Annotated in this window: 13 protein-coding genes; 8 read left to right on the forward strand and 5 right to left on the reverse strand. The window is 65.8% G+C overall.

Going from position 1 to position 11850, the window contains the following annotated elements; all coding sequences use genetic code 11:
• Positions 1 to 80: 80 nt before the first annotated feature.
• Entirely contained in the window at positions 81 to 767 is a 687-nt protein-coding gene (locus IBX18_RS06910; protein ID WP_306796177.1) for a helix-turn-helix domain-containing protein, read from the reverse strand.
• A gap of 140 nt (positions 768 to 907) precedes the next feature.
• Here IBX18_RS06910 and IBX18_RS06915 point away from each other — a divergent pair, with 140 nt between their 5' ends.
• Positions 908 to 2344: an MFS transporter gene (locus IBX18_RS06915; protein WP_194832900.1), complete on the forward strand. Its 1437-nt coding sequence runs from the start codon at positions 908 to 910 to the stop codon at positions 2342 to 2344.
• Positions 2345 to 2606: 262 nt separating this feature from the next.
• A complete protein-coding gene (locus tag IBX18_RS06920; RefSeq protein WP_194832901.1) occupies positions 2607 to 3365 on the forward strand; it encodes an LGFP repeat-containing protein in 759 nt (252 codons plus the stop codon).
• A 101-nt stretch (positions 3366 to 3466) separates the two neighbouring features.
• Here IBX18_RS06920 and IBX18_RS06925 read toward each other — a convergent pair whose 3' ends face one another.
• Entirely contained in the window at positions 3467 to 3919 is a 453-nt protein-coding gene (locus tag IBX18_RS06925; RefSeq protein ID WP_194832902.1) for a MarR family winged helix-turn-helix transcriptional regulator, read from the reverse strand.
• 63 nt (positions 3920 to 3982) lie between these two features.
• On the opposite strand from IBX18_RS06925, the gene IBX18_RS06930 reads away from it, so the two are divergent.
• The 4 genes from IBX18_RS06930 to IBX18_RS06945 all read left to right on the forward strand — a co-directional run bounded on the left by IBX18_RS06930 (position 3983) and on the right by IBX18_RS06945 (position 7341).
• On the forward strand, positions 3983 to 4351 hold the full coding sequence (locus IBX18_RS06930) for a VOC family protein (protein ID WP_194832903.1): 369 nt from the start codon (positions 3983 to 3985) through the stop codon (positions 4349 to 4351).
• A 95-nt stretch (positions 4352 to 4446) separates the two neighbouring features.
• Entirely contained in the window at positions 4447 to 5094 is a 648-nt protein-coding gene (locus IBX18_RS06935; RefSeq protein WP_228540579.1) for a hypothetical protein, read from the forward strand.
• Between the two features lie 175 nt (positions 5095 to 5269).
• A complete protein-coding gene (locus IBX18_RS06940; protein ID WP_194832905.1) occupies positions 5270 to 5893 on the forward strand; it encodes a TetR/AcrR family transcriptional regulator C-terminal ligand-binding domain-containing protein in 624 nt (207 codons plus the stop codon).
• A complete protein-coding gene (locus IBX18_RS06945; RefSeq protein WP_194832906.1) occupies positions 5890 to 7341 on the forward strand; it encodes a hypothetical protein in 1452 nt (483 codons plus the stop codon). The genes IBX18_RS06940 and IBX18_RS06945 overlap by 4 nt, the downstream gene beginning before the upstream one ends.
• Positions 7342 to 7352: 11 nt before the next feature.
• On the opposite strand, the gene IBX18_RS06950 is transcribed toward IBX18_RS06945, so the two are convergent.
• Together IBX18_RS06950 and IBX18_RS06955 are read right to left on the reverse strand one after the other, a co-directional pair.
• Positions 7353 to 8234 carry a HAMP domain-containing sensor histidine kinase gene (locus IBX18_RS06950; RefSeq protein WP_306796178.1) on the reverse strand — a complete coding sequence of 294 codons (882 nt, stop codon included), beginning with the start codon at positions 8232 to 8234 and terminating at the stop codon, positions 7353 to 7355.
• Positions 8235 to 8420: 186 nt separating this feature from the next.
• Positions 8421 to 9116, reverse strand: coding sequence for a response regulator transcription factor (locus IBX18_RS06955; protein ID WP_194832907.1), 696 nt, complete (start codon positions 9114 to 9116; stop codon positions 8421 to 8423).
• 89 nt (positions 9117 to 9205) lie between these two features.
• Here IBX18_RS06955 and IBX18_RS06960 point away from each other — a divergent pair, with 89 nt between their 5' ends.
• Both IBX18_RS06960 and IBX18_RS06965 read left to right on the forward strand, forming a co-directional pair.
• Positions 9206 to 9892 (forward strand): M15 family metallopeptidase, encoded by a 687-nt coding sequence (locus tag IBX18_RS06960; RefSeq protein WP_194832908.1) that lies wholly within the window; start codon positions 9206 to 9208, stop codon positions 9890 to 9892.
• Complete coding sequence (locus tag IBX18_RS06965) at positions 9889 to 11226, forward strand: DoxX family protein (RefSeq protein WP_194832909.1); 1338 nt, start codon at positions 9889 to 9891, stop codon at positions 11224 to 11226. Before IBX18_RS06960 ends, IBX18_RS06965 begins: the two co-directional genes overlap by 4 nt.
• A gap of 22 nt (positions 11227 to 11248) precedes the next feature.
• Here the strand turns inward: IBX18_RS06965 and IBX18_RS06970 are convergent, their stop codons facing one another.
• Positions 11249 to 11848: an isoprenylcysteine carboxylmethyltransferase family protein gene (locus IBX18_RS06970; protein ID WP_194832910.1), complete on the reverse strand. Its 600-nt coding sequence runs from the start codon at positions 11846 to 11848 to the stop codon at positions 11249 to 11251.
• Between the last annotated feature and the right edge of the window lie 2 nt (positions 11849 to 11850).

Below are 11850 nucleotides of genomic sequence, written 5' to 3' on the forward strand. Positions count from 1 at the left end.
CTAACGCCTGTAAGTTTTCGATGCAAGGTGACAGCGCTGCCTACGCTGCTCGGCTTATTTCTCGCGAAGTGCGTGAGCCGTCAGTCGTCGGTCGCCGACAGCTCGGTGGCGGCGACCGCCCGTCCCGGCGGAAACGCCCTGCTGAGGATTCGCTTGTCCCCGTGCAGATTTCCCACGGCGAGCGCCTGGTCGATCGTGAGCCCGCCCGCCGCGAGCCCGACGACGACCTCGGGCGCGGCGGTGAAGACCGTATCCGGCTGCTGATCGGGTGCGGCGGTCGCGCTGGGCCCGTTTTCATCGATGCGCAGGACCATGCGGAATCCGTCCGTGTCGATGCCGAGCTCCACCGGCGGCGTCGCGGTGATCCCGCGGAGCAGGGCGGGGAGAGCGAGTGCCAGCCAGCGCGGCTGGAACGAATCGTCGTTACGCCCTGTCATCAGCAGCGGCGCACCCCATCTGCCGAGCGCCTCCATGGGCTCGCGGAGGCTCGCACCCCACGGCGTCAGGGCGTAAAGAACTCCCGCATCGCCGAGCTGCCGCTGCACGATGCCGTTCGATTCCAACGTCCGCAGCCGCTCCGCCAGGAGATTGGTCGCGATCCCCGCGAGCGAGTTCTTCAGCTCGTTGTAGCGCATCGGGCCGGGAAGCAGCTCGCGCACGATCAGCAAGGTCCAGCGCTCGCCCACGATGTCGAGGGCGCGCGCGAGGGCGCAGAACTGCCCGTAGGAGCGGGGACTCTTCGATTCGTGCTTGACTTCATCCATCATGGTTGATTATATCAACTGCAAGGATGAACCTCGAGCAGAGGAGATCCGCATCAGCTGACCGGCCGTCGTGGTGTCTGGCTGAAAACGGTACTGGGGACACCTGATTCGAAGAACTTTCACCTGAGAAAGAGCACCTTGTGATGACACGCGCGGTGGAAAATTCGTCTGTTCTGTCGACCAGGCGCGGCAAGTTGGTTCTGGCCCTGCTGTGTTCGATCGGTTTCCTGGATTTCATGGACGCGGTGATCGTGAATGTTGCGTTGCCGTCGATGCAGCATCAGCTGGGATTCTCCGAGCAGGGCTTGCAGTGGGTGGCGACGGGTTATTTGTTGACCTACGGCGGTTTCATGTTGCTGGGTGGGCGCGCAGCGGATTTGGTCGGGCGCAGGCGGGTGCTCGTTGCCGGGGTGGTGGTGTTCGCCCTCGCATCGCTGGTCGGTGGGTTCGCTACTACCGCGGAACTGCTGGTCGGTGCGCGCATTGTTCAGGGTGCGGGTGCGGCGTTGATGATGCCCGCGGCATTGTCGCTGGTGACGACCTCGTTCAAAGAGGGAACAGATCGGCATCGGGCTCTCGGTGCCTGGGGTGGCATGATCGGGGCGGCTTCGGCGAGCGGAGTGTTGCTCGGTGGGGTGCTGACCGAGTATTTCGGTTGGCGTTCGGTGCTTTTGATCAATCCGATCATCTGTGTGTTGCTGCTGGTCGCGATCTATGGATTGCTGCCTGATGATCGGCGCAGTGCCTCGCGGGCGAGTTTCGACTTGCCGGGTGCGGCGCTGGGGACCGGGGGCATGCTGCTGCTGGTGTATGCCATCGTTGAAGCGCCGCATACGGGATGGGACTCGTTGAGCACGATCGCTCGTTTCGCGGGTGCGGTGGGGCTGTTGGTGGCGTTCGTGGTGAACGAGCATCGCAGCCGGAATCCGTTGATGCCGTTGTCGATTTTCCGGGTTCGTGGGCTCGCGGCGGCTGATGCGACGCAGTTGATCGCGATCGCGGGGTTCATGTCGATGTTCTTTTTCCTGAGCCTCTATATGCAGAACGTGCTCGGCTATTCGGCGTTGCGGACCGGGATCGTGTATCTGCCGGTCACGATGGGAGTCGGGGTCGGTGCCCTGGTCGCGACGAAGCTGATCCTGCTGGTGGGGACGCGGCCGTTGATCGTGGGTGGGTCGGTGGTCGCGTCGGTGGGGGTGTTCTTGTTGTCGGGTTTGCCGGTCGATGGTGACTATGTGACCGATCTGCTGCCGGGCATGATGGTGATGTCGGTGGGTTTGGGGTCTGTGATGGTGTCGGTCACCAACGCGGCCAATGCTGGTGTGCCGGCGGACAAGGCGGGGTTGGCGGCGTCGTTGTTGAACAGCTCGCAGCAACTCGGTGGCGCGTTCGGTCTGGCGGTGCTGACCACGGTGGCGACCTCGTACACAACCGGTTTGCTGGCCACCGGTACGGCTCCGCCGGAGGCGCTGGCCTCGGGATTCAGTCGTGCTTTGCTGGCCAGCAGCATCGCCATCCTCGTCGCGGCGGTGATCGGGCTGGGTACCTACAACACCCGCAGCAACGACGCACCCATGTGACCATGACCGCGGGTGGGCGGCCACACCGAAATGCGGGTTAGCCCAGCGGAAGCCGAACGCCGCCGTTGCCCGCGCGAAAACTGTTCATTTCTACCCTCATCGCATTGCTGCTGTGCGAATTACGCACTGCGCGAATCGAACCGATGTGGTGGCGGAGTTGGTTTTCGCAGTGCACCCACCTGTCGAGTGGGGGTTTCGGCACTGTCGAAGACGCTCAGCCGCAAGTAATATGGCTGCCATATACGGCGCGCAAGGAGGGGCTATGTCACCCGATCCGCGAAATCAGCAGCACGGGCGGCGCCGGTCTGCCCGAGTCGTCCGAGCCGCCATCGTTCTCGCGGCGCTGAGCATCCTGGCTGCACCCCAGGCCGTCGCGCAGCCGTACCCGATCTACGGCGCGATCCGAGTCGAATACGACGAGGCCGGTGGTTTCGTCTTCTTCGGCAATGCGATCAACCCGGAGTCCGATGCCGCCCGCGGCGGCCGTTGGCAAGCGTTCGAGAAGGACAGCTCGATCTATTGGCATCCGCTGGTTTCCGGCGGTCACGCTAATCAGATCGGCGGTGCGATCCGCGCCAAATGGGGCGAACTCGGCTGGGAGAACGGCGCGTTGCGCTATCCCACCAGCAGAGAGCTGCCGACGCGTAAACCCGGTCGTTTCGGCCACTTCGAGGGCGGCACCATCCACTGGTCCCGGGCGACCGGTGCGCACAACACCTGGGGAGCGATCCGCGACAAGTGGGCCACCCTGTCCTGGGAGGACGGCAGACTCGGCTTCCCGGTGATCGACGAGTTCCGCGCCAAGAACAACGGCGCCGGACAGCATTTCGAGGGCGGTTCGATCTACTGGTCCATCGACACCGGCGCCCGCGTGGTAGCCGGGCCGATCAGAGACATCTGGGCGAGCCAGAACTGGGAGAACGGGCGCTACGGCTACCCGATCAGCGACGAATACGACTACAACGACGGCCGCGCCCAGGATTTCCAGGGTGGGCGTATCGAATGGCGTCCGCCCCGCTGATCGAGTCGCAGCGTTGGTCACGGACTTCCGCATCGTCGCTGCGCGCCAAGGGTTTTCGCCGGGACTGACCGGACACGTGGGTTGCCGTGCCTCGAGCGGAGCTAAGCACCGTCGTCGCCATCGCGCAGGGAATGGATCATGCTGCGCAGGATCCGGAACGCGGCGGACTGCTCGGATTCGGACAGCCCGGCCAGCATTCTGAGCTCGACGGACCGGACCGCTGCGCTCGCTTTCTCGAGTTTCCGTCGGCCGCGCGGCGTGAGCCGGGTGGGAAGAACTTTCCCGACGGGTGCCTGCGCAGGCCTGGTCACGTGGCCCTCGCGTTCCAGGGCCTGGAGCAGCACGTTCATCGACTGCCGCGTCACGAACGCGCCCCGCGCGAGCTCGGAGTTCGACAAGCCCGGTCGTTGCGCCAGCAGTTCGAGGCAGGAGTAGTGGGTCACGCTCATCCCGAGCGGCCGCAGCGCCTCCTCCATGGCCGCGCGCAGCGCGCTCGACGCCTCTTTCATCAGATAGCCCAGCGATTTGTCCAGGTCGACGGCGTCTTGACTCATGTCAGTATTCTGACATACATTGATCCGTGTCAGAAGACTGACACGCAAATAAGGAGTAACGCCATGCCCGCCACCGGCCCCGACTTCATCTCGCTGCAAGCGCGCGACCTCGCCGCTTCGCAAGCGTTCTACGAGCAGTACCTCGGCCTCGTCCGCTCGGCGGCCGGACCGCCGCACGCCGTCGTCTTCGAGACCAAGCCGATCGCCTTCGCGCTTCGCGACGTCCTTCCCGGCACAGACCTCGATTCGGTTGCCCAGCCTGGCATCGGTGCCGCGATCTGGCTGCACGCCACCGACGTGCAGGCCATTCACGATGCTCTCGTCGCCGACGGTCACCCCATCGTCGCCGCGCCGATCGACGGCCCCTTCGGCCGGACCTTCACCTTCGCCGACCCCGACGGCTACCAGATCACGCTGCACGATCGCACCTGACCGGCCGAAGGCCGAACCATTTATGCATCCTGCGCATATGTCGGCGCGTCGAGGGTAGGCGGTACTAGCAGCTACTTCGACGAATGGAGGCTCTGATGAACGTCGACGAGAAAGTTTCCGCAGACCGCGGTCCGGCGCTCAGAATTCCGCGTAGCCGGGGAGCCCTTGGCGGGCTCGCGGTCTTACTCCTGGGAGTTTGGGGTGCGCTGATTCCGTTCCTCGGACCGTACTTCGATTTCGCATTCACGCCGGATGACGCCTGGGTGTGGACCTCGGCGCGCGGCTGGCTCGAGGTGCTTCCCGGCATCACCGCGATCGTTGGCGGTTTGCTGATGCTGGCAAGTCGCAACCGTCTGGTCGCCGGCTTCGGTGGCTGGCTGGCCGCGGCGGCGGGCCTGTGGTTCATCATCGGACCGTTCCTGACGGACCTGCTGAACATCGGCACCCTCGGCGATCCGGTCGCGACGTCCGACCTGAAACGCGCTGTCCTGCAACTGACCTTCTTCTACGGCCTCGGCGCGCTGATCCTGTTCTTCGCCGCAACTTCCCTGGGCCGGCTGTCCGTGCGGAGCGCACGCGATATCGCCTTCGCGCGCCGCGAGGTCGATGCCAAGACCGCCGCTCGGACCGACACTCGGGGCGCCATAGTCGAGCGGCCGGAGCCGGTGGACACCACCGAACGGCCCGCCTTCGGCACTCAACCCCAACTGCACAAGCCGGGACTGGGTGGCGGGCACGCTTGACCCGCGGTACTGCCGCAACCAATCACTGAAAGCCGAAATCCCTTGCAGGCCAGGGATTTCGGCTTTCGGCATTTCACGCCATCATGGCACGGGGACCGGGCGACGCGCTCCTTCGCTAGCTACATCCACATAGCTACGGTTGCGGAGCTACGGATCCGTAGCTAAAGTCTGCGGCATGCCCGAGATCGAAGAGCAACCCGGACGCCGCCGCTCCCTCGCCGATGTCCGGAATGCTTGCCGGACAGCGGTAATCGCCGAAGTAGCCGAGACGGGACTGGGGCGGCTGTCGATCGAAGGGATCTCCCGCCGAGCCGGGGTGGCGAAGACCTCGATCTACCGGCATTGGCCGTCGATCGAGGAACTCCTGCTCGACGCACTCGACCACGCCCATCCCGTCGAGACGGTCGACCTCGACGGCGGTGGTCTGCGCGCGGATCTGCTGCGCTCGCTCGAACAGCTGGTCGGCTGGCTCGCCGGACCCAACGCCTCGGCCGTCGCGGCGATCCTCGCCGAGCGCCAGCGCCGACCCGAACTCGTCGAAGCCCTCTACACCCGAGTATTCGACACCCACGGCACCCGATTCACCCGCACCGTGATCGAGCACTACGCCGAACGCGGTGACATCGACGCACGGCTGGTCACCCCGATCGTCGTCGACATCGGCGAAGCACTCGTGATCAAACACCAGATAGACACCGGGAATCTGCCCGATGCGCACACTCTTGCCGCGATCGTCGACCAGGCGATCCTGCCTGCCCTCGGCCTCGCGCGCACGTCAGAAGAAGGAAGCCCTGAATGACCACCATCAATCCCGTGGCACCGCCAGCCACGGTGCAGGTGAATTGGGAAGAGACGATCGGCACCTCCCGGACGACACTCACGACCCACCTGTGGACGGCACCACCGCTGCGCCGCGAATCCCCGATCCACGACAAAGCATTCGACGCCCTGCGCGAGCTGCGCGTCGATTTCGCGCGCTTCCTGCCCTGGTTCAGCCATCCGCGGGTCGCGGTGCCCGAGCTCACCCCGCCGACCGCCACCGAGACGTCATGGAACTTCGAGCTGCTCGACCCCTTCGTAGAGGACTTCGTCGCGGCCTCGGAGGGCAGGCCGATCGTGGCGAATTTCGCCACGATCCCGACCTGGATGTTCGTCATGCCGGAGCCCGTGGCAATTGCCGAGGATCCCGACGAAATCCACTGGCACTACGAGCAGGGCTCCGAGTTGCGCGACCCCACCTGCGCTGAAGTCGCCGACTACTTCTACCGGCTCGCCAGCTGGTACATCGCAGGCGGTTTCACCGACGAGCTGGGCCGATGGCACGAGTCGGGCCACCGCTACCGCTTCGCCTACTGGGAGGTGCTCTGCGAACCCGACATCGGCCACCGGCTCTCGCCGGAGACCTACACCAAGCTCTACGACGCCGTCGTCGCGCGCCTGGCCCCGCTGGACCCGGACATGAAATTCGTCGGACTCTCCCTCAGCCACGTCCACCATCAGCCCGAATACTTCTGGCACTTCCTCGATTCGGCCAACCACGCCGACGGCGTCCGAATCGACGCGTTCTCCTATCACTTCTACGCCCAACCCGAGATCGTCAATCCCTTCGGTCCAGAGGGAAACGCGCCCAGCGAACACTGGCGCGACATCTTCTACGCCCAAGCCGACGCCTTCCTCGACCAGGTCCGCTTCATCGACTCCATCCGTCGGCGCCTGGCGCCGGATACCGCGACATTCATCAACGAGTTGGGCACCTACCCGGCCGACGTGATGAATCCGGCACCCGAAATCCCCGACACCTACTGGGCATTGAGCGCCTCGGTCCAGTCGTACCTGTGGTGCAAGCTTGTCGAATTCGGCATCGACTTGGTCGGCATCGCCGAGTTCATGGACTACCCCGGCATGATCCCCGGCGTCAGCCTGCTCGACTGGGAAACCGGCGCCCCGAACGCCCGCTACCACGCGCTCGCACTGCTACTCCGGCACTTCGACAAGGGGGATGCCATGGCGGCCACCACAACTGGTGCCTTCCCGGACCCCCGGATCCACGCCCAAGCCTTCGTCACCGCCGCAGGCCGCCGCAAACTCTTCCTGGTCAACAAGACCGCCGAGCCGGTCACCGTGGTCGTCCCCGACGTAGGCGGGGGAGCCGACTTCGAACAGGTCGGTGCCGACGGGCATCGAATCACCCTGGCGGACAACACCGCTGTGCTCGAGGCCTTCGCGACCTCCGTCGTTTCCTACTGACCCACACCGCACTACTGCGTGGGTAGTCGCACCGTGACGCAGAGGCCGCCGGCCGGTCGCGGCGTGAGGGTGAGGGTTCCGGCGTGTGCTCGGGTGATGCTTTTGACGATTGCCAGTCCGAGACCGACTCCCGCATGGTCGGTGCGGATGCGTTGGTTCCCGCGCTGAAACGGCTCGACCAGCGTGGAAACCGCGTGGGGAGTGAGCTTTTCGCCGGTGTTCTCGACAGTGAGCACCGCGGACTCGGGGTGAGCGGTGGTGGTGACCCACACGATGCCCTGCTCGGGCAGATTGTGCACGATCGCGTTGTGCACGAGGTTCGTCGTCAGCTGCAACAGGAGGGCGCGGGAGCCGAAGGCGTTGGCCATGTCGCCGGACGTCTCCAGGATGACGCCGTGCTTTTCCGCGAGGGGAAGCAGAGTTTCGGTCGCTTCTTCCGCGAGGAGGGACAGATCGACAGGTTCGCGGGCGAAGGACCGTTGATCGGCGCGGCTGAGCACGAGCAAGGCTTCGGTGAGGTTGATCGCTCGGGTGTTGACCGCGTGCAGCAGGGCCAGCAGTTCGCCGGTGTCGCGATCCGGATCGTTGCGGGCCACGTCGAGCAGGGTCTGCATGATCGCCAGCGGGGTGCGCAGTTCGTGCGAGGCGTTGGCGGCGAATCGCTGCTGTTCGGCGACGTGTGCTTCGAGCCGCACGAGCATGGTGTCGAAGACGTCGGCGAGTTCGCGGAACTCGTCTCGGCGGCCCGGCAGCCGGATCCGGTGGGAGAGTGTGCCATCCGCGGCCGTGCGGGTGGCCTCGGTGATGCGGGTCAGCGGGGCGAGCATCCGGCCGGCGAGCAGCCACCCGCCCAGGAGGCCGAATACCAGCAGGAAGGCCAGCACCCAGGCCATGAACGGAGCGAAGGCGCGCACCAGAACCGAGCGGTTGATCCAGAGTTACCGGTGGTGTCGAGCCAGCCGTCGGGCATGAAGTAGAGGTAGAAGACCAACCCGGCCGCGAGCACCAAGGTACCTGCGAGCATGAGGAACCCGGCGTAGCTGAGGGTGAGTTTGAGCCGGACGCTCAAACCCGGTGCTCTATCCACGGACACCCGCTGCCCGCCCGGTGTCCGGCTGGGTGTCGATGCGGTATCCGACGCCGGCCACGGTGGCGATGATCCAGGGTTCGCCGAGGCGTTTGCGCAGCGCCGAGACCGTGATGCGCACGGCGTTGGTGAACGGGTCCGCGTTCTCGTCCCACGCCCGTTCCAGTAGCTCCTCGGCGCTGACGACCCCGCCTTCGGCCGCGATGAGGACTTCGAGCACCGCGAATTGTTTCCTGGTCAGCGCGACGTAGCGGTCGTCGCGGTAGACCTCCCGGCGGAACGGATCCAGTCGCAGGCCCGCGAGCTCCCGCACGGGTGGTCTGCTGTGCGCGCGCCTGCGGTCGAGTGCTCTGAGCCGGAGCACGAGTTCGCGCAGATCGAAGGGTTTGGTGAGGTAGTCGTCGGCGCCGAGCGCGAACCCGGTCGCCTTGTCGTCGAGCCGGTCGGCCGCGGTGAGCATCAGGATCGGCATGCCGCTGCCGGACGCGACGATGCGTTCGGCGATCTCGTCGCCGGAGGGTCCGGGGATGTCGCGGTCGAGGACAGCGATGTCGTAGGCGTTGATGCCCAGCAGCTCCAGCGCGGTGTCGCCGTCACCGGCGATGTCCGCGGCGATCGCTTCGAGTCGCAGGCCATCGCGGATGGCTGCGGCCATCAGGGGTTCGTCCTCGACGATCAATACGCGCATAGGTTCTCGATTCTCCCAGCCGGGCCATATCGCCGGCGTATCGAAAACCGCATACGGGCCGGCAACACCGCGCTGTCTTGACTGACGGCATGAGCAACAGCAAACCAGCACGCACGGCGTCTCGCCGGGTCCGCTCGACCATCCTCGCCGGTCTCGTAGTCGTCAGTGCGGCGCCTGTCGGTGTCCTCGTCTACCAGTCGTTGAGCTCTCTATCGACCTCTGCCGCATGGTCTTTCGACCTGCCGTTCGGTGACCGCCAGGGTCCACCTGGTGCGGCGCGCCCGCATTTACCGTGGCTGAACGGCGAGCCCGAGCCCGGGGGCACCGTCGCGGAGGGCGCTGTCCCGAGCGGCCTGACGGTATTCGACGACGAGATTCCGTCCGTGGCCAACCTCGACCCCGACCTGCTCGCTGCCCTGCGCAGCGCCGCCACGGATGCCGCGGACGACGGGATCGAGTTCGTCGTCAACAGTGGCTGGCGTTCCCCGGGGTACCAGGAACGGCTACTGCGCGAGGCGGTTTCGAAGTACGGCTCGGAGAAGGAAGCCGCCCGGTGGGTGGCCGATCCCGAGACGTCCGCGCACGTGTCGGGGGAGGCAGTCGACATCGGGCCCACTGCGGCCGCGGCGTGGTTGTCCAAGCACGGCGCCGGCTACGGGCTGTGCCAGATCTACACCAACGAGCCCTGGCATTACGAGCTGCGCCCCGAAGCCTCCGTGCGCGGCTGTCCGGCCCGGTATGCCGATCCCACCCAGGACCCGAGGATGCATCAGTGAGCAGCACCGTCACCGCCCGAACCGACACCGCCTCGGCCGGCTGGCCGCCGCTGACGCGGATCGCGTTCCGATTCTGTGTCGTCTACTTCGGCCTGTACTGCCTGCTTCTCGCTATGGTCCCGTTCGCGCTGCTCGGTCCCCTGAGTCGCTCGCTGCACGGATTCATCGGGCCGTGGGGGGTGACCGCGTTGATGAACCCGGTCACCCGTTGGGTGGGCACCACCGTCTTCGGAGTCGACGCGGTGCTGCGCCAGGACTCCGGAGCAGGCGACCAGACGGCCGTCTGGGTACAGGTCTTCTGCATTCTGGTCGCCGCGGTGGCGGCCACCGCGGTGTGGACGGTCCTCGACCGTCGTTCCTGCTACCCGCGCCTGCTGGCTTGGTTCACGCTGTTCCTCCGGGTGTGTCTGGGCGTACAGATGGTGGGGTTCGGGTTCGCCAAGTTGATCCCCACGCAGATGCCCGCTCCCACGCTGGCGCAGCTGTTGCAGCCGTACGGCGATCTGAGCCCGGCTTCGGTGCTGTGGTTGCAGGTCGGCAGCTCCTATCCATATGAAATGGCGCTCGGCGCAGTGGAAGTTGTGGCCGGGCTGCTGCTGTTCGTGCCACGGACCGCGATGCTGGGCGCCGTGACGAGCCTGGTGAGCACGGCGCAGATCCTCCTGCTGAACATGACGTTCGATATACCGGAGAAGCTGCTCGCCGCGCATCTGCTGCTGATCAGCCTGGTTTTGCTGGCCCCGTACCTGCGGCGACTGGTCGATGTGTTCGTGCTGCAACGTCAGTGCGAGCCGCTGGCGCAACCCGCGCTGTTCGCCGACGACCGGAAGAACCGCATCGCCGGGTGGATTCAGGTAGCCCTCGGCATCTGGATCGCGCTGGGCGGTGGCTATGACCGCTGGGTGGTGTGGCAGGACCAGTACGGCGCCGCCAGCCCCAAGTCCGAGCTCTACGGAATATGGAACGTGCTAGAATTCACCGTCGACGGGCAGCCGTTGCCGCCGCTGACGACCGACGAAAAGCGTTGGCAGCGTGTTGTTTTCGACGACCCGGAGCAGGCCACTTATCAACGGATGAACGGTGAACTGGTGCCGGCGTATGCCGACTTCCGCCCGAACGGACAGCTGGAACTCGCCACGCTCGACGGAAAGGCAGAGCCGCAGCCACCATTCGCGACGTTGACCAGCGAGCGACCCACCCCGGACCGGCTGTTGTTGCGCGGGAGGCTGCAGGACCAGACGGTGGTGATCACCCTGGAGCGCATGGATCTGAACAGTTTCACCTTGCGCAGCCGCGGATTCCGCTGGGTGCAGGACTATCCGTACTTCCGCTAGCCGAGTCCGAAGCGCGCAGTCTTCAGCGAAGACGCCCCAGCCAGGGTAGGAACCGGCCGGTGCGCGCTGCGTAGGCGGCGTAGTCCTTGCCGAGGACCCTCAGTAGATACGGTTCTTCGACGAGGCGAACCTGAATCTGCAAGCCTCCCAGAATGATTGCTAGCGCCGCCAGGGCAACCGGATTGGGCGTCATGAGTGCCAGGCCGATAAAGGTGGTCGCCACACCGGTGAGCACCGGATTGCGTACCCAGCGAAACGGGCCGTCGGTGACCAGCGTGGTCTGTGCGTCTGGATTGACGTCGGCGCGCCACGCGGTGCCCATCGCGAACTGGGCCGCCGCGGTGAGCGCCGCACCGAGAACCACCAGCCCCACGCCCGCACCTCCGATCGCGGCCCGGTCGAGTATCGACAATGGTGGCAGCCCGGCCAATTCCGCGATCGGCGCGGCGACCAGCGTCAGGAACCCGACGCTGCTGGCGATCTTCGCCCACCATTGCGTGGTGCCCGGCGGGTCGCGGAACCGGATCTCGGCCCCGCCGGTCCGGCGGAACTGCAGCGCGCCGCGCAGCCAGACGACCACCGTCAGCCAGACACCGATCAGGACCAAACTCGTTACAGCCATCA

Source organism: Nocardia sp. XZ_19_369 (assembly GCF_015355715.1).
Classification (GTDB): domain Bacteria; phylum Actinomycetota; class Actinomycetes; order Mycobacteriales; family Mycobacteriaceae; genus Nocardia.